16 protein-coding genes and 1 pseudogene are annotated in these 24,135 nt (G+C 62.0%); 9 read left to right on the plus strand and 8 right to left on the minus strand.

The window, feature by feature from the left end; genetic code table 11:
* Positions 1–55: 55 nt before the first annotated feature.
* Entirely contained in the window at positions 56–964 is a 909-nt protein-coding gene (locus RH91_RS01770; RefSeq protein WP_010160775.1) for a LysR family transcriptional regulator, read from the minus strand.
* Between the two features lie 103 nt (positions 965–1,067).
* On the opposite strand from RH91_RS01770, the gene RH91_RS01775 reads away from it, so the two are divergent.
* The gene (locus tag RH91_RS01775) at positions 1,068–2,003 is read left to right on the plus strand and encodes an MBL fold metallo-hydrolase (RefSeq protein WP_232283380.1); all 936 of its coding nucleotides are present in this window, start codon (positions 1,068–1,070) and stop codon (positions 2,001–2,003) included.
* A gap of 203 nt (positions 2,004–2,206) precedes the next feature.
* Here the strand turns inward: RH91_RS01775 and RH91_RS01780 are convergent, their stop codons facing one another.
* Together RH91_RS01780 and RH91_RS23415 are read right to left on the minus strand one after the other, a co-directional pair.
* Positions 2,207–2,632, minus strand: coding sequence for a hypothetical protein (locus RH91_RS01780; protein ID WP_010160777.1), 426 nt, complete (start codon positions 2,630–2,632; stop codon positions 2,207–2,209).
* Positions 2,619–3,530, minus strand: coding sequence for a DNA/RNA non-specific endonuclease (locus tag RH91_RS23415; RefSeq protein WP_010160778.1), 912 nt, complete (start codon positions 3,528–3,530; stop codon positions 2,619–2,621). The genes RH91_RS01780 and RH91_RS23415 overlap by 14 nt, the downstream gene beginning before the upstream one ends.
* Here RH91_RS23415 and RH91_RS22970 point away from each other — a divergent pair.
* Complete coding sequence (locus RH91_RS22970; RefSeq protein ID WP_157136821.1) at positions 3,523–3,867, plus strand: hypothetical protein; 345 nt, start codon at positions 3,523–3,525, stop codon at positions 3,865–3,867. The two genes, RH91_RS23415 and RH91_RS22970, sit on opposite strands and share 8 nt — an antisense overlap.
* Here the strand turns inward: RH91_RS22970 and RH91_RS01785 are convergent.
* The 3 genes from RH91_RS01785 to RH91_RS01790 all read right to left on the minus strand — a co-directional run bounded on the left by RH91_RS01785 (position 3,864) and on the right by RH91_RS01790 (position 7,267).
* Entirely contained in the window at positions 3,864–4,175 is a 312-nt protein-coding gene (locus RH91_RS01785) for a hypothetical protein (RefSeq protein ID WP_010160780.1), read from the minus strand. The genes RH91_RS22970 and RH91_RS01785 overlap by 4 nt on opposite strands.
* Positions 4,172–5,269: a hypothetical protein gene (locus tag RH91_RS22165; RefSeq protein WP_157136822.1), complete on the minus strand. Its 1,098-nt coding sequence runs from the start codon at positions 5,267–5,269 to the stop codon at positions 4,172–4,174. The genes RH91_RS01785 and RH91_RS22165 overlap by 4 nt, the downstream gene beginning before the upstream one ends.
* An 834-nt stretch (positions 5,270–6,103) precedes the next feature.
* Positions 6,104–7,267: a hypothetical protein gene (locus RH91_RS01790; RefSeq protein ID WP_010160781.1), complete on the minus strand. Its 1,164-nt coding sequence runs from the start codon at positions 7,265–7,267 to the stop codon at positions 6,104–6,106.
* A gap of 289 nt (positions 7,268–7,556) precedes the next feature.
* Here RH91_RS01790 and RH91_RS01795 point away from each other — a divergent pair, with 289 nt between their 5' ends.
* The 3 genes from RH91_RS01795 to RH91_RS01805 are packed head-to-tail and all read left to right on the plus strand — an operon-like array spanning position 7,557 to position 11,626.
* Positions 7,557–9,722, plus strand: a complete 2,166-nt coding sequence (locus RH91_RS01795; RefSeq protein ID WP_010160782.1) for a helix-turn-helix domain-containing protein — start codon at positions 7,557–7,559, stop codon at positions 9,720–9,722.
* Between the two features lie 3 nt (positions 9,723–9,725).
* The gene (locus RH91_RS01800; RefSeq protein WP_029623519.1) at positions 9,726–10,310 is read left to right on the plus strand and encodes a hypothetical protein; all 585 of its coding nucleotides are present in this window, start codon (positions 9,726–9,728) and stop codon (positions 10,308–10,310) included.
* On the plus strand, positions 10,307–11,626 hold the full coding sequence (locus RH91_RS01805; RefSeq protein WP_010160784.1) for a hypothetical protein: 1,320 nt from the start codon (positions 10,307–10,309) through the stop codon (positions 11,624–11,626). The genes RH91_RS01800 and RH91_RS01805 overlap by 4 nt, the downstream gene beginning before the upstream one ends.
* 27 nt (positions 11,627–11,653) lie before the next feature.
* On the opposite strand, the gene RH91_RS22755 is transcribed toward RH91_RS01805, so the two are convergent.
* Positions 11,654–13,831, minus strand: a complete 2,178-nt coding sequence (locus RH91_RS22755) for a hypothetical protein (protein ID WP_198283213.1) — start codon at positions 13,829–13,831, stop codon at positions 11,654–11,656.
* Here RH91_RS22755 and RH91_RS22760 point away from each other — a divergent pair.
* The 3 genes from RH91_RS22760 (at position 13,802) to RH91_RS01825 (ending at position 19,902) form a co-directional block, all read left to right on the plus strand.
* Positions 13,802–14,275, plus strand: coding sequence for a hypothetical protein (locus RH91_RS22760; RefSeq protein WP_198283214.1), 474 nt, complete (start codon positions 13,802–13,804; stop codon positions 14,273–14,275). The genes RH91_RS22755 and RH91_RS22760 overlap by 30 nt on opposite strands.
* A gap of 127 nt (positions 14,276–14,402) precedes the next feature.
* Positions 14,403–14,888: a hypothetical protein gene (locus RH91_RS01820; RefSeq protein WP_232283382.1), complete on the plus strand. Its 486-nt coding sequence runs from the start codon at positions 14,403–14,405 to the stop codon at positions 14,886–14,888.
* 205 nt (positions 14,889–15,093) lie between these two features.
* The gene (locus tag RH91_RS01825) at positions 15,094–19,902 is read left to right on the plus strand and encodes a hypothetical protein (protein WP_157136825.1); all 4,809 of its coding nucleotides are present in this window, start codon (positions 15,094–15,096) and stop codon (positions 19,900–19,902) included.
* A gap of 555 nt (positions 19,903–20,457) precedes the next feature.
* Here the strand turns inward: RH91_RS01825 and katG are convergent.
* Positions 20,458–22,686 carry a catalase/peroxidase HPI gene (gene katG / locus RH91_RS01830; protein ID WP_010160789.1) on the minus strand — a complete coding sequence of 743 codons (2,229 nt, stop codon included), beginning with the start codon at positions 22,684–22,686 and terminating at the stop codon, positions 20,458–20,460.
* A 90-nt stretch (positions 22,687–22,776) separates the two neighbouring features.
* On the opposite strand from katG, the pseudogene RH91_RS01835 reads away from it, so the two are divergent.
* Positions 22,777–23,678 (plus strand): annotated as a pseudogene (locus RH91_RS01835) (hydrogen peroxide-inducible genes activator).
* Positions 23,679–24,135: the final 457 nt, after the last annotated feature.

Raw genomic sequence — 24,135 nt, forward strand, 5'->3', positions numbered from 1 at the left:
GGCAACGCGCAGGCGAGCGACGCGCGACGATATGCGGTAGCGACCGCTTTTCCGCCTAAGCCTCTGCACCTGTATTCAGCGTCGCGAAACGAGCCGCGAGGAAATCGACGAACAATCGTATTTTCAGGAAACGCGCGCGACCGGTCGGAAACACCGCGTGCAGTTCCGGCATGCGACCCGTCCAGCCGCTCAGAACCGGTAAGACGCGACCGGCCTTGACCAGAGGGGCGACCAGAGCATCGGTCGCCAGCATCAAGCCCCGCCCGGCTTCAAGCGCGGCGAGCAATGCTGAGGGATCGTCGGCGATCATCACCGGCGCGATCGGATAGTCGCGCATCGCGCCATTATTGATCAGGCCCCAAGCATGTCCCTCCTTGCGCTGGGCGAGGCGATTGGCGAGCGTCGCATGTACCATCAGGTCAGCCGGCTGCAGCGGCGCACCATGCTGCTCCAGATAGGCAGGTGCCGCATGGACCCGGTTAGGAAATCGCGTCAGCCGTCGCGCGACCAACGCGCTGTCGGAAAGCGGGCCCATCCGCAGCGCAATATCGACATCGTCCGCGACCAGATCGGCCGAACGATGATCGAGCAGCAGGTCGAAGCGGATCCGGGGATGGAGCGTTCCGAATTCCACGAGGAGTGGCGCCATCGCCCCCACAGCCAGCGAATGCGCGAGACTGATCCGGATCCAGCCAGCCGCCTCGCCCTGGAGGTCTTTGACCGCCTGCTCGGCCTCGACCAGCTTCGTTCCCCAATCGCCCAGATGCTGGCGGTACGCCTGGCCAGCTTCGGTCAGTGACAGCGACCGAGTTGTCCGATCGAACAGCCGAGCCCCGAGCGCCGACTCGAGCGCGCGCACGCGTCGCACCAGATTGGTCTTGGGCTGGCGCAATCGCACCGCCGCCGCGGTGAAGCCCCCGAATTGCGCCACCGCCAAGAAGGCGAGCGTATCGTCTGCGGACATTGGCGGATCCTATTAGACCGAAATCGGTCTGCTCAATACCATAATTGTTGGCTAATCCCGTCGCCCAATTGCACCTATCTGCGCTCTCGACAGGAGACGAACGATGGGTATTGCCAGGACTTTGATCGCCGCCGGAGCACTTGCCGCCATGCCCGCCGCCGCGCAGGCTGCATGGCCGCAGGCGCCGGGCTATTACCGGATGCAACTCGGCGATTTTCGAGTAACGGTGCTGTCGGACGGGTCGGTGGAGCGCGATCTGCCGACCATCATGAGCCAGCCGGATCTGGTCCGCACGCGCTATCGCGCGCAGCACCAGGCGCTGCCAGCCCGCCTCTCGATCAACTGCTATTTGATCGACACTGGCGACCATCGCATCCTGATCGACACCGGCGCGGGAGAACTGTTCGGCGCGGGCGTCGCCGGCCAACTCGTCGCCAATCTGCGCAGCGCCGGCTATGCGCCCGAGGATATCGACACGATCCTCCTGACGCATATCCACGGCGACCATTCGGGCGGCCTGTCGATCGGCGGGCGTCCGGTCTTTCCCGCCGCGACGGTCTATGTCGACGGCGCCGATCCCGCGCTCTGGCTGAACAAGGCGATGGAAGCCCTCGCACCGGAAGCGCAACGCGCCACCTTCGAACAGTCGCAAAAGACGGTCGGCCCCTATGTCGCCGCGGGACGATTAAAGACCTTCACGGCGCCTGCCGCGCTGTTTCCCGGCGTACGCGCGATCGCGTTGCGCGGCCATACCCCGGGACAGAGCGGCTATATCATCGAAAGCAAGGGCCAGCACTTGTTGCTGTGGGGCGACGTCATCCACTCCGCCGAGGTTCAGTTCGAAGATCCAACGGTGACGATCCATTATGATGTCGATCCCAAGGCGGCCGCCGCGACGCGTGCGGCGATCTTGGCGGAGACGGCCGAGAGCGGCATCCTCGTCGGCGGCGCGCACATCTCTTTTCCCGGCCTGGGGCATGTCGTCCGCAACGCAAGCGGCTATTCCTGGGTGCCTCGACCCTGGTCATCCCAGCCCTGACATGGGGAGATCGTTTCCACATCACGGCAACGCCCCACGCGCCCGGATCAAACCCGCCTGTGCGGTCGTCGCGCGACGGCGAACGCTGCTCAGCGGTGGTCTAAAGACTAGTGCCCCAGAGGGGGCGAAGCCGGGCACTCGAATCATTGGGAAATATCGGTCCGACGGGTTTCTAGCCGCGGTCCTGGATGGCTACCGGATGTCTAAAGGTCATAGCTCGGGGCCCCGTCATCTTCGGGCGGAAAATCGGGGTAGACGACTGGCTTATCCCCGAAGTGCCGCTTCACAATCCGGTCACGCCGCTCGAACGTATCCTCATTCGAATCGATGTCGTCGGCATAGGTGTATGTCACCTCGAACGTGTCGCCCCTGATAAGATACTCAATTTCCGCCCAGCGGTTTTCTGGCGTCTCGGCATCCCAAAGATCCAGAAGTGCGTCGCCCAATCGGTCCAGGTCGGGGCGGCGGTATACGATAGTACCCCCCCGGTTTTTGAAGATCGATGGCGCGACGTAATTCGTATTAAGCCGAGCATAGAGCAATGTGTCATCGAGCAGATACGCGGTGTCTGCCGCCAAAAGCTGGCCAATCTCGCCAAGCAGGCGATCCGTCACGTCATTTGCCACCATGCTTCTCCTTCGGCTCATTCGCAAATCTCACGCTTTCTTGGTGCCCGTTGATCGTGAACCAGACGTTGATCACTGCAGGACGTTTTGACGCACCAGCATAGCTTGGCACAATCGTTACCGTGACGTTACTACCGGCTCGCTTCGCTCTCGCCCACTGGTCCTCCAGCGCTCGGTAGCTTCCGCGGTTGAAGTTCGCATCCTGCGCAAAGTGGTTGAATGCGTCGGTCGGCCCATTGAACCGTGCTGCGATATAGTGACCGCCATCGTCGGTAGATCGCCGATCGGCACCACCGGCCTGCGCTTGTACCGTTTTCGATCGCACTTGCGTGTTGGCAAACTCGAGGGTCCCTGACACTGTGCAGTGACGTCCCGTCTCGTCGATCTGATATTCGTAGCCGCTGCGGACCTCGCGACGAAGTGGTCTCGCGGCGCTGGAACGCTGGGCTGTCGTTGTCGGCGGTACCGATACTTGCTGCTTCGTGGGGGTCGATGGGGCTTTCGCACCCGTCCGCTGCTTTGGCGGATCGACGCCCCAATCGCCCGACGCCCCCGCACCGCCGAAGCTGCCACCACCGCCTCGCGTAAAGCCCCCACCGCCCCAGCTATTATTGGAACTCGGTCGTTGCGCGTTTGTGTTCGGGGACGGGCGAGGGGACGAGCCGGACGCCTTTGCTGTGGGAGTCGGGCCCGGGCGTGGTCGCTGTCGGTTCGTGGCCGAACGAGCTTCGCCCGGCCAATCGGCGCGAGACGACGCACTGCCGCCTGATCCCCCGCTGCTGCGAAACCCGCCACCCCCGCTTTGGCCATAGTTACGCCCCGACCCAGCAAAGGTGAACTGACCGTCCGCGGGATCATGCCGAGGATTGGACTTGAGTTCTACGTCGTCCGCGATGGCCACGCTCGGCAATCTGCCGGTCCGCAGCCAGATCGAAAAAGCGCGTCACCGTTCGTTATCGGTTATGGGAATCATGCCGCCCACACTGTCTCGCGCGGCGAGAACATTTGAGCAACATTTTTCTACAAGTCAAATTGCGAGTGCGGCGATCGACGGCGCGAAGCTACCGCATTCCCCAGCTTTGTCCTGTACGACGTCCGATTTCTTGAAAATGGTGCCCCGCAGAGAACAAAGATGGGCACTCCAATCATTGGGAAATTTCAATTCGACGTCGTTGGTAGGCGATCGTTACGCAATCAGCCTCGTATTAACGTTAAGCGTCATAACTTTAACCTTTTAGTCCATCGCATCACGCAATGCTTCCAATTCTGCCAACCGTATCGGATCGTCAACCGCGAGTGCTTCTTCGAGATAAAAATAATGCGGTATTTTCCGCACCAACTCCGCCGTCTCACCGCTGTAATCCGAAGCAACCAGTTCAAAGGCGTCAACCAGTTCACGTAGGAACCTTTTGTCGAGTTCTTCTAGATCGCCGCCGATGACCTCCATAAGCTGTACAGCGGCGTCAGGATCAACGATATCGTCACCCGACGTTTCCAAAAATACGACAACACTCCCTATGATGCTTGCTATCTGTCTAGCTATCATGGCTTGACCACCCTTACCTTTATATTGGTAACACCCATTCTTTGCAGAAGTTTTTGAGCTTTTATTTTCTGTTTTAGAGTAGGAACTTCCCACATGCCATTCTTGCCGTGCTGCGCCAGCGCTTCGGATTGCCGTAATACCTGTGCTCGCGCATTTGGAGCGTCCGTAACTTTCCACTTTCGATCGATTACATGGTCCCCATGTATGCCATCGAACTTCACCAACCTTGTCGAGCCGTCCACCATCTTTCGGGTCAATGCCGGCGCATAACCTGGCCGCGCTCCGGTTGCCGCATCATTGTATGCCTTCCAGGCCTTCGTGCTTCTAGAGGTTTCCTTCACCCAATGAATTGGTGGCGGGTTGAAGACAGCTTCCGACGCCACCGTTTCCACCGCACGCAATGCGGAGACTTTAACTATCACTGCTCCGGGGACTGCTGCCACCACAACATTGCCGGCGACTAACCCGGTTGCCCTCCCCCAATCGCGCGCCGAGGCATTCGTAACCGCAGTTGCTGCACGCGCGATGTGGACGGTCATTGGTGTAGCATCGGCCACGAGCGCCGCGTCGATCGTACTCGCAACTCCGATCCCGACATTCTGGACAGTTGTGATAGGATTGGTCGTGAGTACGGAGTACACACCTGTTACTGTACCCGCGCCGACGCGGTACAGACCCTCGCCGACGCCTCCGGCGAATTCTGCAACCGGATTTGGCCGATCGATCCGTCGCGATGCCGCGGCTACCGACTCAGGCTCAGCCGTTGAGCGAGTTCGCGGAGTTTCGCCAACGCGTGTCGGTTTATTGGAAGATTGAGTTTCCCTGCGCGGCATCGTCGCGCCGCGCGATTCCGCCCCAGACTGCCCGCGATGACCCGTGCCTGGTGACCGGTCGCTGGTGCGGCGCTTTGGTTTCTGCGCGGCACCGCCATGGTAATGCCCTGAACCAGCAAAGGTGAACCGACCGTCGGTCGGATCATGCCAATTATTGAATTTGAACTCGACGACGTCCGGGTTCGCGATGTGTGGCAATCTGCCTGTTCGCAGCCATCGAGAAAACGCTGTCTGTCGCTCGTCATCTGCAGATTGTGCCATGCCGCCTCGCCCCCATCGATACGACGAGAACATTTGAGCAACATTTTCCAACAAGTCAAGATTAACGCCATGGTACCCCTATCGGATACCATTCACCGTCCTGTACGAGATTAGGTAGTCTAAAGACTGGTGCCGGAAGAGTACTCACACTCTGACGCTAAGAGTTTGATATCAAAATTAATATATTGATCATATTTTGCAATGGCCCGATTTATGGCCCACTCTCGCGTTTGCAGCGATGGTTCGAGTGCTGATCACCTGCAATTTTTACGCGCAAACCGATATCAAGACTTCACAAATGTCTCAAGATTTCCTGATTAGGGACCGGCGGCTTCTGAGCCGTGAGCCATAGGAAGCGTAAACTCATCCGGCTGTCCAGCCGAGCCGCCATAACCCAAAGGCGGCCACTCGCTGCCCCATTCGCGTTCCGGAAGCGGACGTACGTTCTTCCGCCGCCACAGCGCTCGTTGGCTTCTGCAAACGGTCGAGCTCAACGGCCAGAGTTGGGACTTTTCTGCCGTTCGGCAGCGATGGGTCGAACGGCGGGTTCTGTCAGAAACCGACATCCGTCGTTCGCCCGAGATGCACGGGATAACGGCTGAAGCTGGGCCGGTTGCCTACTGGCGGCTGTCAAGCGGCATTGTCGCGATAGCGGACGTTCGAGACGAACAACTTAGCAATGCTGAAAGTGGACCGGTTGCAGACTGGCAGGTTTCGAGCGGGCTGAAGGCAATGCGCAAATTCGTCAGCAACGTGACAAAGCAGCCAAGACCCTGACCCGGCCTTTGACGTTACATCGTTGCCTTCCAGAAGCCGCCAGTCGTGTATGTCGTTTCACTGGCAGATTACCGTCCGCTTCCAGTTGCCTTTGAATTTATCGGGAAGTTCAAGGATCGCGATGATAGTGTGAACAATGGAAATGACGTGGTTGGCCTCTTCGGCGCTCGGCTCATGTCGTTGATGCACGACGCTGTTGCGGATCGAACGCATCTCGTTTGCACGTTTGATCAATGGCCCCGGCTCACCGTCAAAGTGGCGCAACAGGTGCGGCAACACGCGGTTGACGAGCATTTTTAGGGTGAGATCGTCGGGCGCGAGATTGCTTGAACTCTTGGCACGCTCGCCGGCCGGCAAGCGGTCGCGGGCCTGCAGCAACCCTACTTCGAGGAGCGAGACTGCCTCGACGATAGCCGCGCGGCGGCGACCACCGCTGAAAGCAAGATCGACTAGCCGTTCAAGTTCGACCAGATTTTCGCTCAGCGCGAAGCCGTTGCAGAGATGCGCATTGAGATCATAGGACCGCTTTTCAAGCAATTCGGGTGTAACATCATGATCGCGCAACGATCGGACGCCACGTCCAAGCGCGGCGATCGAAAGGTGCAGTTCATTCGGCCATGCTTCAGCAATCCGTTTGTCGAACGGCAAAGCGCGTTCCTGAGCCGAATAAAAATAACGGCCGACGCGAAGCGGTGTAGTCTCGATTGGGACGGCGGACGGCATTTCGAGTCGTGGATCCTTGTGCACGAAGCGGTAGGCGCCGACGAAGCGCCCGACGAGCTGGTCGTGCGCGATGAGCCCGGCGGGAGAATCCAGGGTCATGATCTCCGTTAATGTCTGGATTTCGGTGAACACGTCCTGGTAGAAAATGCGTCCGTCGCGCCCCTTCTCGATCGCGATCGTCGGTGCGCCTCGGCCCTCAAGGCCCTTTGCGTCCACAACATTGGAAGCGTCTTCGATGTCGCCGATCGGCCGCTCGAGCCGAGTGTAGATCGCACCGTCCTCGCCCTCGGATCGGGTCAGGCCGTTTAGGAAATCGGTGACGACGAGCGGCCGAACGTGGCGAAGGACATGCACGCCACCGCGCAGCCCAGCGCCATCAACCAAGTACAACGTGTTTGGGAGTACATCGATGAAGCCGGGATAATATTGATGGACGATATGAACCCCGATCGGAAGCGCACTGGGGTCTAAGTCGGGCGAATCGGAAGCGTCATCCATCGCTAATCGTCGCACACCGCGGGAGTCTTTCGCCAGGGCCAAGCGCTGCAAGTCGCAAGCGTCCTATGCCGATCTATCATACTCATTTATCGCCGCAACTCGGTCGGACCTTGAGCCACGGTGGGGCTAAATAAGATATCCGGCCCCTGGCGATCGAGAACGCTAGCGGCGCACGCTCCTCGACATCCGCAAACGACCGGGCCGTCACCTAGCCGCGGCGAACATTGCATTCCGTGATGAAATGAATATATTCACTTGAAGAGACAATGCGAAGGGTGCCGCAGTGAATATGGAAGACGGTGCGATTCTTGCCGAACTGCGGGGCGCCTCGGGGCAGACGCAGCGCCAAGTTGCAGAACGGATGAGTGCCAATCAGACTCGCGTCTCGCGGATCGAGGCCGGCGATGGCGACGAAGCGGATATCACCGCCTATCTTGCAGCCGTGGGCACGCCCGAAGCGGAGGCACTTGCCCGACTTCTCGCGCTGGAATGGGTGCATTTGCCCCGGCCCTCGCTCCGCCATCCCGACCTCGAGGCCCTGGTTTCGGTCGAACGCGGTCTTGGCCAGGTGCGCGAATTCCTCGACGACGGTCAGGTGCCGACCGTGCTTGCTGGTCAGGCGCAGCTGCTCGACCGGCGGCTTGAGGAAGCCGGACGCTACCTGCTCTCGCTCGATCATGAAGTTGTCTATGTGGGCGAGATCGGCGTTGGCAAGACGACCGCCGCCTGCCGACAGGCCGGGCTCGTGCTCGACGAAGCCACAGCCTCGGATCTCAAGGGCATGCTGCTCGATACCGGCGGCGGCCGCACGACCTTGTGCGATGTCCGTGTCGAAACCGGCGAACGGTTCGCGCTGACGGTCGAGCCGGTCAGCGACGAGGAGATTTACAAACTCGTCGGCGAAGTCTGCAAAGGCGTGTTCGAGAAGCTGTCGGGCGAGACGTCGCCGAGCACGGTGGAGTTCAGGCCAGCCGAGGAAGTGGAGCGCGCGCTGCGCAACATGGCCGGGCTTCCCCGGCCGGCGCGCGCGCGCAAGGGCATTTTTGCCGCACCCGATCCCGCGGCTGAACTGGCGAAGACATTCGAGACGTTGGAGGCGTTCACCGCCGAGTTCGCGGCACGCCTCAGCCTGTGGCGCCGCAGCCGGCGGACCGTCGAGTTCGAAGGAATCGACGCCAGGGCCGGGCGGCAATGGCTGCGCGCAACGTTCACCGGGATCAACAATGGCCGGCACGAGGACTTCTCGCTGCCCGACCGCATCACGGTCACCGTACCGTTCGCGCTGGTCTCGGATGCACGCTTGTCGATCACCGTCATCGACACGCGCGGCGTCGATGGGAGCGCGGTGCGGCCCGACATTCTCCTGCATATGAAGGATCCGCGCGCGGTAACCTTGCTCTGCTCGAAATGGGGCAGCGCGCCGGACCCGAGCGCACAGGCCCTTCTCACCCACATCAACGAGACTGACGCCGACCCGGCGCTGCTCGATCGCGTGGCGATCGTGGCGCTGGCACGGCTAGGAGACGCGCTGTCGATGCGGCACGATTCAGGCGAAGCGGCGGAGGACGTAGCCGAAGGCTATGAAATCAAGCTGGGTCAGGTCGAGGACGCGCTGCAAAAGATCGGCCTCGCCGGGATCAATGCCTTCGCCTTCGATGCGAGCGCTGACGACCCAGGCGATCTCACCGCTTTCGTGCTCGAACGAATCGTCGCGGTGCGCAAGGCGCAGGCGGACGCGGCGCAGGCGACCGTCGCGGCGATCGCCCAGATGATCGGCAACCGCGCCGAAGCCGAGGCGATGGCTGCGCTCGCAACGGTAAGCGGCAACCTCACCCGGTTCGCCGACCGCAAGGCCGGTCTTCGCGGTGCAAGGCGCCACCCTTACGAGAGGCTCCTTGGCGCCGTCACCAGCCTGCATGCCCGAACCGTATGGGCCGCGACTCTGCGCAATGGCCGGTTCTGGAACTTCGATGTCTTCCAGTATCTCGGCGATGGCGCCGCGGCGGAAGCGAAAATCCGGTCGACCGAAGTGGTCGTCGGGCTGACGGCGATCATCGAATCTGACCTGGACAATGGCGAGCTCGAGACCGCGCGCGGGTTCCTGATGCAGGTACACGCCAATGCCGCCCAATGGGAGGCGGACTTCGTCAACGCAGCGCGGCATCACGGTGCCGCCGTCTATCTCCAGCCGCTCAGCCGCGCACAGGAACTGTGGGATGCGTGCGAGCATGATTATGGGCTCGGCATGGGCGGGTATCGCGCTGGCGTCGCCGATCGGCTGAGGACCTGGTTCGAAGACAATGTCGAATTGCGCGAGGAACTCGAACGGCGTGTGGCGCGCGCCTGGGAGACGAGCTTCATCGCGCCGCTGAGGCAGGCGGCTGGCCTGAGCGGGGAGAGTGGTTCCGCCGATGGAGTGCCGGGCCAGGCCGATCAAACGCGAGTGGAGGAATAAATGATGGTTAGCTTCAGCAACTTCCACCGGCTCGATCCCGCGGCGCGTGATGTCACGATCGAGTTGCTCGAGAACGCCAACGGGCAGCCGCCCTCCTTCATGGCGTTCGTCTATCGCTGGATGGCGTTCAACGGCTGGATGTCGGCGGTGACGTTGGGAGACAGCGATCGCGAGACGATCGATGCGCTTGCCGCCGCGCCCCGGCTCGTCGGCGCCTTTGATGAGCTCATGGCCGGGGACGCTGCGTTCGCGGAGGCGGTCACAGCCTTTGCTGCGATGTGGCCGGTGCTCAATGTCAAAAGTGTGCGCACGAAGCTCGGCTATGCAGCATTCAACCAGCATGACCGGCCGGCACTGCTAGCGCTGTGCGCGGTCAACAATGTCAGACAGCAACCGCAGGTGTGGGTGGCGGGCTCGGTGCCGAACTGGGAACAGCTGCTGCGCACCATCTACCAGGTACGGTGCAACCTCTTCCATGGCGAGAAGTCGCCGCAGGCATTCCGGGATTACGAGCTCGTCACGGGTTCGGACAAGATTCTGGCGCGCTTCATTGCAGGGACCGGGTGCTTCGGCTGGTTCGATCTGTGAGCGCGCTCGCACCGTGGACGATGGACAAGACGGTGGCGCTGGGCGGTGAGCGCCGTCACCTCCACAAAGGCGCACTGGTGGCGCCGGCATTCAGCGCACCGTCGCTCGCGTCGCAAATTCAATTCTCGCCCACGGCGCTGGCGGCAGCGATGGCACGCACCGCCACCTTGCAGAACGCGCCTCCGGAGTTGCTGACGCATATCCGTGACAGCGCGCTCAGCGAAGCACGGATCCTGCTCGCCGAAGGGGCCGGCTTCGAATTGTCGCCGTTGCTCGCCGACCTTGCGGACAGCGAGCGCACCCATTTCGCATCGCGAATGGGCGCCGGTATCACCGATCTGTACATGAACGCGCTGGGCTATGCGTGGCGGAACAATGCCGCATGCCTCTCGACGGCGCTCAAGCCGCACGCAGACTTTCTCTATCATGGCGGCAACGCTCTGGGGCACGGCGTGGTGCTGGCCGAAGCGCGCGGATCGTTCGCGGCAAACGTGAGCGACGCCGGGATGGCAGCGGCGGCGGAACGCAAATATCTCAGGCAGGTCCTACCCTATATCGGGGCGCTCTCGCCGCATGGCCGAGTCATCCACGGCTATTCGATCGGGTTCGGATCGCGGCCCGGGACAGTTGGAGCGTTCCTGAGACTGTCGCAGACACGTCGCGGAAAGCCCAAGGCCAAACCCGGCATCCCGAAAAGTCCAACGCCGCCAGCTGGCGCGGTAGCGCCGGCGGGATCTGTCCCGACCGGTATGGCGCTCGCGAGCCACCGCTCGAACTTCGCGCTGATGGACGCGATACCGGTTGCGAAGTGGATCGACTGGGTCGGCGGTAAACGCGATGTGCCCGAAGACACCGGGCCGATCACGTTCCTCAAATTCAACTATGCCGGCCGCCCATTCCTTGCGCCGGCGCAGGCGTTGATGCCCTTCAAGTCACCCTATCTGTGGTTCGAGGCTCTGCATGGCCATCCGTTCTGGCGAGAGCAATGGGAGCAATATGTCGCGGGCCCCTTCGCGCCGTTCTTCGCGTTCGCGATGGAGGAGAGCGCAGCGGCGTCCTTCCTCGACACGCTCACCGGTCTGATCCGCTTCGGAACGCGCCGGCTACCCGATGCCCTCGACCTGCCGACCGGCGATCTCGCCGGGATCATTAGCGGCGACAGCCGGGACGGCCGTTTCGTATCGGCGCGCGACGAGCTTGCACGCGGCGACTATGACTATGCCCTGTTCCGTGATGGCTTGGCGCTCATCGCCGGCCCGCCTCCGCGCAAGCTGACGGGCGTGCGCAGCTGGCACCCAAAGGAAGGGTTGGACTGAACCGATGACAGTCGCGTGCATGGCGTCCTATTGGTCCCCTCCAGTTACCACCGGCTCGCCGCTCGGCGTGTCAGCCTCGGAGTCAACCGGCGGGAAATGCGCGAAGCGGTAACCGCCGACATGCGAAATATACTGCCCGCGATAGCCGATTGCGGTGAGCAGGAAGCGCACCACGAGTTCGCGCACGATCGTCATATGATCCCACAGATCGGGCCCTTCCTCCGCCGTTGGATGATGCCCACTATGGACGATCGCGTTGCGCGCCTTGATCGCCTGGGTGATCTGCGTGTCGCTGATCCCCTCAAGCGGCACGTTCCAGCGCGCTGCCAGCAGATAGAGTTTGCGCCGCAGCGGTCGGCGATTGAGGTCGAGCAGCTTCTCGCCCAACTCCTCCCGCGCGGCCTCGGCGCGATCGGGTGACCACCGGTCGAGACAGGCCCGGATCACCTTGCGCAAGACCTTGCGCGTCTTGTCGAACTCCCGCCTGGGCTCGATCAGGGCCTCCTCTTCGGTGAGGTTGGAATCTATCAGGTTTTCGAGCGCGGTCATCGCATTGACCAGCCGCACCTCATTATAGGTCGTCGCCATCGCGAACCACTCGATCGCAAAGAACAGGTTCTTCGCTTCGACCGGCGGATCGAAGAAACTGACAATCGCGGCATCGAGCACCGGCTGCAGGTTGAGCTTGTGAAACACGCGCATCACCGGCGCGTGCTGGCGGGTTTGCGACAGCACCTCGGTCTCGTAGCTATCGCCGGCCACAAACTCGAGGATCGGCGCCTGAAGCATGGTCGACGCAGCGACCGACAGGATGCGGCGCAAATGCTCGGCGAACCTCTCGGCTTCCGCACGCCAGACGCCGGTATCGGCCGGTGGCTTGTCGGCCTCGATCACGATCCAGCCGGTGAGGCGGTCGGCCTCGCTCAGCGTCGTCTCGCCAGCGACCTGGATCTTGCCGAGTGCGCAGGTTGCGTAGAGCGGCGGAAAGCAGTCGAACCCCTTCAGATGCAGCTTCAGGACAGGCAGCTCGCGCGCGGGATCGATCGTCCTGAAATACTGAACCTTGCCGCATTCGGCGCGCGGCTTCGACCAATGCCGGTTATGGACGCCGCTGAAGCGCGACCCGAGGCTGTTGAAGGAAAGGCTGTCGGTCTCGAAGCGCAGCCCATCGGCGGTGACGCCGTTCAGCACGAATTCGGCGACATCGTCCCGGGCCTGAAACCGCTCGCGCACGAACCAATTGGCTTTGGTGATCCGGAACGCATGGATATCGAGTTCGACCTTGCCGTCTGTACCGATCCGAGCCTTGAAGCGCACCGGCATCGACCGGTCGCCATCGCTGAGCGTGCCGCTGAACCGCTGAAAGCTGCGCAGATCGTCCTTGTCCGGCTTGCGGGTCCTTCTGGCACGGCGTGGCATCGCGGGACTTTGCGGGCTTTTCGTGCATTGGCAAAGTGCTTCCGGTGCACGGCGGTTGCCCAAGCTTTGCTTCGTCGGCAGGCGGCACGCGACTATGAGCGGTGAATGACCGAGACAGTCCAACAGCCCGTCCAGCCGCCCCGCCCGGGGGGCCGCATGTTTGTCTACAAGGAACAGGAACGTCCCGGCGGTGGTCCATTGCGCACGATTGCGTTCACCGATGTCGACATCAGGCCGCGGACCTATGAGGAACTCGCGTCGGCGAAGCTCCACGCCGGCATCACGATCCCGCTCGAGATGTATAACGGACGGATCGTCGAGACCGACGTCGAGGGCATCGACACCAGTAAATACGCGCATATCACGGCAACACTGGTCAGCCCATTCACCGCGAAGGCGATCGGTCTGGTGCGGGGCGGCTGGCTGCCGTCTGCCCTCGCGGCGACACGCGAAACCGCGGTCATCCTTCCCGATCGCAATATCATCACCGAAATCTCCGGGCGTTTCGACGGCGGAAAGAGAGTCGGCAGGGACCCGGATTTCCTCGATCTGTTCGAGGACGAGCCGATCCGCATCAATCCGATGCTGTTCGCGATGGAGGGCAATGGGCGAACGCTTCCAACGCCGGAAGCTGCGCGCGGGCAGATTGAAGAGGCGGTGGCGAAGCTCCGCCAGGCGCTGCCGGCGGCGACGCTGATGGTCGGACCAGGATCGATTGATGGTCTGTTGGGGGTGATCGAGGATGTACGTCCAGGCATGGCGCGCAAGCAGGCATTCCTGCGCCACGTCGCGCCCATCCTTGCCGCACCGGTCGCGCGCCGCGATGTCGACCGGCGGTGGCAGGAAGTGCTGACGGCCGCGAAAGACTTCGGCGTCGAGCAAGCCTCGCTTGTCGTCCTCGCCGTGCTCAGCACGATCGTGAACCCGGCGCGCTGCGCGGCGAAGAGCCTGCTCAAGTTTCACGTCACCTATAGCGACGCTGACGCCTATAACGCGCTATCGGACCTCCAGGCGCTGGACCTGCTGCTCTATTGCCTGGCCTGCTTCCCCGAGATGCACACCCAGCTGTGTACCGCCGATCGCAACCTCGCCTTGTTTTGGGTCGGGGCGAACGCGTCGGACATCGCTCGCCAGGGCGACGGCATTCGCTTCACGATGACGCCGCACGACGCGGTTCTTCCCGAACCGTATGCAAAGCGCTGGGCCGCCGAGGTGAAAGCGGCCGGATGAGAATCTCGGGCTTTAACGGTTCCTTGGCGGATACCCTTGTTTGTGGACGCGACCTAAGCGGAGAAAATAGAAGTCAGCAAATGCGAAAGCCGGCTTTCCTCAGGAAATCGCATGCGCGAGGCGAATGATGACATTGCAAGAAGCGGAGCAATTCTGGCTGGATCAGACGACCGACGAAGACATCCAGTTTGCGTTATTCGCCGAGCCCCGCCGGCTCCGCCGCCCGAAAACCGGCATGAAGGCGTTGGCATCTCTTGTGTTCGGCCAGTACAAGGATCTTTGCAATGAAACCATCGCCGACGATCGTGTGATCTGGCTCGCGATGATCATGTCAGAGCAGCCCGGCGAAGGCGCGCGATTGCTGGGGCAAATTTGTAAGCTCGCTCGAGCAAGCGGCATGGCCATCTGCGGGGAACCAGTGTCGCTCAAACCTGCCAACTGGGATCTCCAGCGCCATTGGTCAGGCAACAATAACGACCTGATCGCTTGGTATCTACGCAACGAATTCCGCATCGTGCAGACCAAGTGGGAGACGCGGCTTTGGTATGTGCCGCCTGGAATCGAACTTTCGGTTCAAGTCCAACTTGCCAGCAAGCGCTTGCCCCAGCCCTAGGTATAGGCGAAGATCGCTAGAGTTAATTGCCTGTGCGAGCGACGCTTTTAGGATTGGCGGCAGCCCTACCGAATGACCGAACTTTGGGCGCAAAGCCGACATTGAGCCTCTAACGCACCGAAATAACTCGAGACGTCTGCCATAAGCTCCATAACGATATCGGCGCCAAACTTGGACTTCGACTCGAAGGGTCTAAATATCCGATATGCCGGGACGGGATAACTTCAGCGCACCAACAAAGCGGACCATCGCTGAGCGCGCCGGCTATGTCTGCTCCTTCCCGGGCTGCGGTCGCCTGACGATCGGGCCTTCCGACGATCGTGCCAGCGGCGTCACTATGACGGGCACTGCCGCCCATATCGTTGCCGCGGCGTCGGGCGGCCAACGAAGCGATGCCGCCTTAACTTCTGCCCAGCGCAGTTCAGCAGACAATGGCATCTGGATGTGCGCGATTCACGGCAAGTGGATCGACGACAATCCGTCGATCGCCACGGTACCGACACTGCTGTCGTGGAAGGCGGACCACGAAGCGGAGATCAGCGCTTGGGTTGCCCATGGTCATCCCGGCATCTTTCAGTCTTGGGACCGATTGGCAGCACTCACACGCGATCAGCGCGAGACGATCGAAACGAGTCTTCCGAACGGGCACGAAGTCGAACGCGACACCGGCAATTTGCTGGAGGCCCTGCGCGAACGCAGCGCATTTCTGGTCATCGGAGACTCGGGTGTCGGCAAGTCGGCGCTGGTAAAGGTCACCCTCGACACTCACTTTCCGGAGGCGCGACAGGTTTGGCTCGGACCCGAGGCCCTGCGCGCCGCGCTGAGCGAGGCAGAGCATAACGCGATCGGGTTGACCGCGCCGCTCGGCGACTTGTTGGAAACCTCATCCGCGCCAAAGAATATTCTGGTCGTCGATGCCGTCGAACGTGCGGACGCCATGACAATGGTCCGTCTGGGCCAGCTCATCCAACGTCTCTCCAAGGCAGCTGCAGACGGGGCGACACGGTGGCAATTGGTCGTCGTCGCCCAGCAGGCTGGTTTCGAGGCGCATCTCGACCCCGTCATTACCGCAGTAATGGGATCCGTGGTCGTCGATCCGTTTAGCACAGTTCAGGTCAGACAGGCCTTGGCGAGCGTACCGGCGCTATCGCAGCACGCCTATGACGATGCCTTCGTCGCGTTGGTCGATAACCCGCGGATGTTGGCCTGGATCATCAGCGCCGGTCCTTCGTTTGCCGACGATCAAGCCGGGCACATGGCGGCGCGACCGCAGATCGCCGATCGCCTTTGGTCCTACTGGACGGGTGGCGATCCTGATCTGCATAGTTTCATGATAGCCCTTGCCCGACGCGACGCCGACTATGAGCGTAGCTTCGCGATTTCGGCGCTCGGCGCGGCCGATCGGACCGCGTGGAAGTCGGGCCGGGGGCGCCTGCCGCTTGTCGCGGACCCGCGTCACCGGCTGAGCTTTCAGCACGATCTGGCAACCGACTGGGCTCGGTATCAATCGCTCAAGGAAATAGCAGGCGACGTCGGCCGCTGGTCGGGCCTCGCGAACCAGCCGCTCTGGGTTGCGGCATTGCGGCTGTTCGGACAGTTCCTGCTGCGCGAGCCGGATCAATCGACGCAGGGTTGGGACTGGGCGTTCGCTGCGGCACGCGCGATCGACTCGGCGGATGCGATCGACATTCTGCTCGATGCGCTATGCACCGATCCTGCCGCGGACAACTTTCTTGCCGCGCGGGCCGAAATACTATTCGCCAATGAGGGGAAGCTGCTCGACCGGCTGCTCGCCCGCTTCATGCACATTGCGACCGTCCCCGAACGATCAGAAATCGGCGCGCTCGGCGACCTCGGCATGACGCTCTATGCCGAGGCTGAAATGCGGTCCCCGATCTGGAGCGCGTGGCCCCCGCTAATCCGGTTCCTTGTGAAATACCGCGCATCGATCGCGCCGTTCGGGTCATGCACCGTCGCCAAGATTTGCAAATACTGGCTGACAAAGACGCCGTCACTCGTCGCGGGCCGCGCGGTGCTTGGTCGCGTCGGCATTGCCGAACTCGCCTTGGACACCGCGCGGGTGGAGCAAGTCCGAAGCCTCGCCCACTCTTACTACGGGAGCAGGTCGGACGCTGCGAGCGACATGTTCGAGGCCGCTCTCGCGGGCGCTGAAGATAATTTGGAAGCGGTCAGCAGCTTCGCCCTGGAAATGGCGCGGCGACGCCCACTCGCCCCGCCTGTTCAGGCTGAGGTCGACCGGTTGAAGGCAGAAGAACGCAAGATGCGAGAGGAGTCCGCGCGGCGGAGCCCTCGACGGCGCCGCGAAGCGCCAAGGTCGATGTCGATGTTCGGCAATCATCCGCTGCCGCCGTGGCCGCTCGGGGCTAGCGGCCGGTTGAACGACGCGTTCCGGACGGCGGTGGTCCGGAACGACGGACTGGTCTTCTTGATGAAGGCGGCCCCCGCTATCGCCGCCGAGGTCCTGCTTGCGTGTGTCATCGACGACAAGCCGCACGCTGAGCACCGAAGCATGACGTTCGACGATCGGCTCGGTCTGCAATGGGCCCATGAAGATCGTCCGACCCTGTTCTGGACGAGTCCGTTCTTCCGGTTTCTGGCGCAAAGCGAAGAAACCGCGCTGCAGGCGATCCTGAACCTGGTGGATTTCTGCACGGAGCGCTGGAGCTCGGGTCGTGGGCAAGGCGATGGCGAGCAGATCGAGGTGACGCTCTCCGATGGCGACCGACGGGTCTTGCATGGCGACTGGCAGGTGTTCGACTGGTCGCACACGCGGCGCACTCACAACAGCCAGCTCTATACCGCACTCGATGCCCTTGAGCGCTGGCTGTTCATGAAGGTCAAGGCCCGAGCCGATATCGCCCCTCTCTGCAGAACATTACTGGAGCAAACGCGATCGGCGGCGATACTCGGCGTCCTGACGGATTGCGCGAAGCTCGATCCGAGCCTCCTCGAGGGTCCCTTGGCGCCGCTCCTGTCCTCGCCCTTGCTGATCTTCTGGGACGAGTACCGCCTGGGCCATCGTTTCGGCAACGACGTATTCACCTGGCATCGGGCGGGCGAAGCGGCACGCCGGTTTGGCATCGCATGGGAACAGGAGCCGCATCGCACCACAGCGCTCAAGCATGTCGTTCGCGATCATCGACGAACAAATGCTGATTTCAACGCTCAGCTCACGGCAAGCGTGGCGGCATGGCCGAAAGCGGAAGGCAATCGCGACCTCCGCCAGCGCGCGTTGATCGCCGAGATTGACCCCACCAATTATCGAGAGGCCGTCGGCGACGGTGGCGAGACGGTCGTATCCTTCCGCTACCCACCGGAAATTGCCGCTGAGATTGCTGCTTTGCGGACGACCGAGACAAATCAGCCCACACTGGCGGACGTACTCAACTACCTCCAGCAGCTACTCAGGGAAGACCTCTCGGCAGAAGATGCCGCAGCGCTTTATTCCGCCTTCGAGGAGCATGAGGAGATCCAGCGGTTCTCGGATCGCGAACGGCACGTCATCCGCGTCGCCGTCGCCGCCGTTCTCGTCGTGCGGGCCGGTGCCTGGGTCGATGGTAATCCTGCCGTCTTCGACAAGTTGACCGCCACCCTCGCAGCCGGCGTCCCCGATGCATCCGAGTTCGACGAAGCACTGGACGAGCAGTCCCATGTCGATCCCGGCTTCGCATGGGCGATGGTTGGCGCGATTTACGCCAAGGCGCGGGGAGCTGGAGACAGCGCGCGCTGGGACCAAATGCTCAGCTTCGGTCTTGCGACCGGCGACAACGCGACGGTGAGAACGATCATTGGCGCCGCTCGACTGCTCAAGACCCAGCTTGGTGCCTCCTATTATGCGATCATCGAAACGTCGGTGTTCAGCGCGGCGCTGAACGGTCTCGTGCCCCGCATGGAGGGCGAACCGGGCTCGGCGGCAGCGATGGCGCGTTGGCGTGGCCGCCTCGCCCGCCGCCCGCTTGCCGTCAGCCGGCACCCGGTGACGTTCGATCTGGTGAATCTGTCGCACCGCATCGAGCGCATATGGCGTCACCGCTTCGAACGCCTGTCGGGCAAGGACATCGGCCCGGTTGGTCGCCGCAATCTCCACCGTCGCTATTCCTTCGGTCCCGGCACCCATCTGCTCGCCGCCACCTTTGACTGGTCATTGGTGGAAGCAGGATGGACGGAGAATGAGGCGCCGCCGCCATCCGCGGCTGAGCTCGCCGAACATCGCGCGATCATCCGCATGCTGTGGGATCTCGCCGACTGGCGTCTGCGCGGCGATCCTTATGAAGAGCCGCTTGAGGAGCATGACGGCTACGGCATGCTCGACGATTTCGGACTTCAAATTCAGCGCACTATCGCGGCGCGCATCACATTGGGCAGCGCCGCGGAAAGTAGGATACTCTGGGAACCGATCCTCGCGCTGGGACCACGCGGCGAATATACGCTCGAGCACCTCATCGATGGCTTCTTCCTGCGACTGTACAAGGACATCGATGCCAACAATTTCATCGCGAACTGGACCGCAATGGTAGCGTTCATCTTCGCGCCGGGCTGGAGCAACGGCGGCAAATACTGGCGCGGCCGCGAGATCATGCGTCGCGTCCTCGGCTTCAACGCTGCGTCGCAGATCGCGAACAACCCAAAGGTGCTGGCGCAGGTTGCCAAGCTCGCACCCTATTACGAGACGTTCGCGCACGACCATATCCCGCACGACGATTCCGCACTCGCTGCCTTCGCCAGCTTTGTGGCGTCCGATGCGGGTGTAGCGATGCGGATTGCCGCGATCGGCTGGATCGAACAGGCCGTCATCAAGGACGAGGGCCAGCTGAAGGGTAATGCGGCTGCCGCACTCGCAGAACTAGCCCAAGTCCTTCTAGCGCATCATGGCCAAGAATTGATCGCGGATGCCAGAGCGCGCCAAGCGCTCAACATCGTCATCGGGCGAATGGTCCGAGACCAAGCTCCATACGCGTTGACGCTGCAGGATCGAGCGCGAGGGCTGCACTAGGCCATCTCTCACCGCGGCGGTCCTGTAACCACCCAGATTTGGACATTCCTTCCTACGTGAACAGATGTCGGCTTTCGGGATTAGTGCGAACGTCGTCGAACGTCTGATTGTGGGGCGCGCTGCTGCAAGACGGCTTCGCGCTGTGCGAACGGCAGGTTCTGGCAAAAGCTGCCGTTCGAGGCCAAACGGCGAACGACGCATGTTGGTCGAGAGTGGCCCCCAGCAGCCCGGCTGGGCTGACCCAGTGTCGGACATCCGGGGCCGGCATACGGCTCGCCGATTCCGGCCATTCGTTCATGCCTATAATCGTTAGTTTCGCAGGTGTGGGGACTCGTAGCTGGGTGGCCTAAACGTGGATTAGCGGCAGTATCCTTCGGCAGAACGGCGTCTATCACGACTAGGTCGGCGGGCCGATTGACCTTTTTACCGAAAGCGAAGGCTGCCCTCACCCCTTATAATCGAGGGTCAGATACCTGCAGCCAGTGCGTTCACCGGTGTACAAACGAAAAAAGGCGATCGCTCTCGCGACCGCCCTCTTTCTTATTTAATCCACGGTCAGGTGGCGATGTTCGACGTCACCGGCTTGGCAGTAACGTCGAAACGGTCCGCATCCATGACCTTCACCCAAGCCTTGATGAAGTCCTTGACGAACTTTTCCTCGTTACCGTTCTCGGCATAAACCTCGGCCGTCGCGCGCAGCTGCGAGTTCGAACCGAACACCAGGTCCGTACGGGTGGCGCGCCATTTCTCGCCCTTCCCGCCGCGGTCATGTCCGATGAATTCTTCGTCGCTCGACGTGTCGACGAGCTCCCAGAAGGTCTCGTTATCGAGCAGGCTGACGAAGAAATCGTTGGTCAGCTGACCCTTGCGATCGGTCAAGACGCCCTCAGGCTTGTCACCGTGATTGGCCCCGAGCACGCGGAGGCCGCCGAGCAGCACCGTCATCTCCGGAGCCGACAGGCCGAGCAGCGAAGCCTTGTCGAGCAGCATCTCCTCGGTCTTCACGGTCTGCCGCGTCCTCAGATAGTTACGGAAACCATCGGCCTGCGGCTCCATCCATGCGAAGCTCTCGACCTCGGTCCAGTCCTGAGTCGCGTCACCGCGACCACCGGTGAATGGCACCTTGATCTCGAAACCAGCATCCTTCGCCGCCTTCTCGATTGCCACCGAGCCTGCGAGGACGATCGCGTCCGCAAGTGACAGACCGCCGCGCAGCTCGTTGAGCTTGGCAAGCACCGTCGCAAGCTCTGCGGGCTCGTTGATCGCCCAGTTCTTCTGAGGCTCCAGCGCGATACGTGCACCGTTGGCACCGCCGCGGTGGTCTGACTTACGGTAGGTCGAGGCGGACGCCCAAGCGGTCTTCACCAGATGACCGACGCTGAGCCCAGAGGCCAGCACCTTTTCCCCGAACGACGCGATATCGGCTTCGCTGGGCGCCGTACCTTCGGGCACCGGATCCTGCCAGATAAGCGTCTCTTTCGGAACTTCCGGACCGAGGTAACGCACCTTCGGACCCATGTCGCGGTGGGTCAGCTTGAACCAAGCTCGCGCGAAGGCGTCGTCGAGAGCCGCCTGATCGTCGCGGAAGCGTTCGGAGATCGCGCGGAACTCCGGATCCATCTTCAGCGCCATGTCGGCCGTCGTCATGATCGTCGGCACGCGCTTGCTGGGGTTGCGCGCGTCGGGAGCCATGTCTTCCCATTCCTGGTTGACTGGAGTCCATTGCTTCGCACCCGCGGCGCTGGACGTCAGCTCATAGTCGTACTTGAACAGCAGGCGGAAATAATCGCCAGTCCACTTCGTCGGATTGTTCGACCACGCGCCCTCGATCCCAGACGTGGTGATGTGACCCTTGCCAATCTCGTCGCTATCCGTAAGCCAACCGAGCCCCTGCATGTGAACGGCTTCCGAAGCAGGTTCCTTGCCAAACGTCTCCGCGGGCTTTGCCCCGTGCGCCTTGCCAAAGGCGTGGCCGCCGGCAGTGAGCGCGACCGTCTCCTCCGAGTTCATCGCCATGCGCGAGAACGTGGCGCGCATGTCACGCGCCGAGCCAAGAGGATCGGGATTGCCGCCAGGGCCTTCGGGATTCACGTAGATCAGGCCCATCGAGTCGGCGGCCAGCGGCCCCTCCAGATCGAGCTGCTCGTCCGGGCGGATCCGCGACTTGTGCTCAGCGTGCCCGATCCACTGCTCCTCGGCGCCCCAGTAGGTATCGCCCTCCGACTGATAGACGTCCTTGCGGCCGCCAGCGAAGCCGAAGGTTGGGCCACCCATGCTCTCGATGGCGACGTTGCCGGCCAGAATGAACAGGTCCGCCCAGCTGATGTGCTTTCCGTACTTCTGCTTGAGCGGCCACAGCAGGCGCCGTGCCTTATCGAGATTCCCGTTGTCCGGCCAGCTGTTGAGCGGCTCGAAACGCTGCTGGCCCGAAGATGAGCCACCACGCCCGTCGGTGACCCGGTAGGTGCCAGCGGCATGCCAAGCCATGCGGATCATGAAGGGACCGTAGTGACCATAGTCCGCCGGCCACCACGGCTTGCTGTCGGTCATCAGCGCGGTGAGATCGGCCTTCAGCGCGGCGTAGTCGAGCGTCCGGAACGCCTCGGCATAGTCGTAATCCTCACCCATCGGGTCGGGCGACACGCCGTGCTGGTGCAGCATTTCGACCGGCAAAACATCGGGCCACCAATCCTTGTTGGTGCGGCCGAGCAGCGAGCGGACGGTACCCGCGCCGCCGCCATTCCGGCCCATCGGGCAGCGTTCGCTGGGATCTTCGTCGGCCATCTTCTTAATCCTTTGATGCGATCCCCCGGTTTAATACGGCGAACAAATTTATCCAATGAATTGACGCAATTTCTGTTATCACTTCAGTCGATGAAGCCCCTCCCGTCGCTCAGACAGTTGTCGTATCTCATCGCGCTCCATGAGCATGGCCATTTCGGACGAGCAGCTGCCGCCTCATGCATCTCTCAATCTGCCTTGTCCGTGGGCATAGCTGAGCTCGAGCGTGTGCTCGAGACGAGCTTGGTCGAGCGCTCCAGGCGCCACGTCCGCTTCACCCCGGCCGGAGAGGAGATCGTAGTCCGCGCTCGGAAGATGGTGCGCGCTGCCGAGGACCTGCACGTCGCTGCGCAGCGCTCGCACGAGCCGCTTGTGGCACGCTGCGGTTGGCGGCGATCCCCACGATTACGCCGTTCCTGTTGTCCAGCATCGTACCAGCGCTCGCGCGGGACTGGCCGCGGTTGCAGCTGTACGTGCGGGAGATGGTGACGAGCGTCGCGTGTGAGGCGATGGAGCGGAGTGCGATCGATTGTGTTCTGCTTGCCCTGCCGGTCGAGTGCGGTGAGGTCGAGAGCATCAACATCGCGGTCGATCGGCTGGTGCTCGTCGCGGCTAAGGAACAGGATCAGACGGCGTCGCCGCTCTGTGATGACGACAATGAGCGCTTGCTTCTGCTCGAGGACGGACACTGCCTCAAGGAACACGCTCTTGCGGCTTGCAACCGTGCAGGTTCGGAGGCTGAAAGCCGGCTGGTCGCCTCTACACTGCACACGCTCGTCCAACTCGTCGACGCCGGTCTCGGCTACACATTGCTCCCGCAGATGGCGATTGACGCCGGCATCCTGCGCGGCACGCGTGTCGAGACGCGGCAGGCGCGGAGCCTTCACGCGACGCGACAGATCGCGCTGGTCTGGCGTAGCGGCCATCCGCGCACGAGCGACTTCAGGCTGCTTGGCGAGACGATCAAGCAAGCGGTGGGCGGCGACGCAGCTTAACGCTGCCTGAGAGCCTTTCGCCCCGTCCTAGCAAATCCGCGATGCCGGCTTCGGAGGCCGCCAGGCCCCCGCGCCGTCGTCTTGCTCGGCCGCTTCCAATCCGAAGTGCGCGAAGAGGTACTGGTAAGACCCAATAGACGACATTCAGTCGTCGTTGCGCGCTCCCCAACTTCAGACATCCGTTCATCTCGGTAGAACACGACTTCAAGCCGCGGCGGAAGCGGTTGGGGCGGATAGTCCCAGAGTTGAACATTCAGACCGCCCTGCCCGCTTCCCGACTTTGGCCGTTCATTCACCATAACGAGTGGCGGCTCTCATATTGGTACAGAGTCATCGTTGAACGGCAAATTACTCATCGTACGACCGTCGTTGAGCGCAGCGCCTGGTAAGTACTTCGGCTCTGTAAATTCACTTGATGCGCATCCGGGTCGCGCTGTACGGGTCAGTTCAATGACAG

The organism is Sphingomonas sp. PAMC 26617 (genome assembly GCF_000242835.1).
Taxonomy (GTDB): Bacteria; Pseudomonadota; Alphaproteobacteria; order Sphingomonadales; family Sphingomonadaceae; genus Sphingomonas.

Bases quoted from the DNA above. Each gene is read 5' to 3' on its own strand.
- RH91_RS01775 (WP_232283380.1), top strand. From the start codon at position 1,068: ATGGGTATTGCCAGGACTTTGATCGCCGCCGGAGCACTTGCCGCCATG.
- RH91_RS22970 (WP_157136821.1), top strand. From the start codon at position 3,523: ATGGCCACGCTCGGCAATCTGCCGGTCCGCAGCCAGATCGAAAAAGCG.
- RH91_RS22760 (WP_198283214.1), top strand. From the start codon at position 13,802: ATGGCGCGCAAGCAGGCATTCCTGCGCCACGTCGCGCCCATCCTTGCC.
- RH91_RS22165 (WP_157136822.1), bottom strand. From the start codon at position 5,269: ATGGCACAATCTGCAGATGACGAGCGACAGACAGCGTTTTCTCGATGG.
- RH91_RS01785 (WP_010160780.1), bottom strand. From the start codon at position 4,175: ATGATAGCTAGACAGATAGCAAGCATCATAGGGAGTGTTGTCGTATTT.
- RH91_RS01800 (WP_029623519.1), top strand. From the start codon at position 9,726: ATGGTTAGCTTCAGCAACTTCCACCGGCTCGATCCCGCGGCGCGTGAT.
- katG (WP_010160789.1), bottom strand. From the start codon at position 22,686: ATGGCCGACGAAGATCCCAGCGAACGCTGCCCGATGGGCCGGAATGGC.
- RH91_RS01795 (WP_010160782.1), top strand. From the start codon at position 7,557: ATGGAAGACGGTGCGATTCTTGCCGAACTGCGGGGCGCCTCGGGGCAG.
- RH91_RS01770 (WP_010160775.1), bottom strand. From the start codon at position 964: ATGTCCGCAGACGATACGCTCGCCTTCTTGGCGGTGGCGCAATTCGGG.
- RH91_RS01820 (WP_232283382.1), top strand. From the start codon at position 14,403: ATGACATTGCAAGAAGCGGAGCAATTCTGGCTGGATCAGACGACCGAC.
- RH91_RS01825 (WP_157136825.1), top strand. From the start codon at position 15,094: ATGCCGGGACGGGATAACTTCAGCGCACCAACAAAGCGGACCATCGCT.
- RH91_RS01790 (WP_010160781.1), bottom strand. From the start codon at position 7,267: ATGGATGACGCTTCCGATTCGCCCGACTTAGACCCCAGTGCGCTTCCG.
- RH91_RS01780 (WP_010160777.1), bottom strand. From the start codon at position 2,632: ATGGTGGCAAATGACGTGACGGATCGCCTGCTTGGCGAGATTGGCCAG.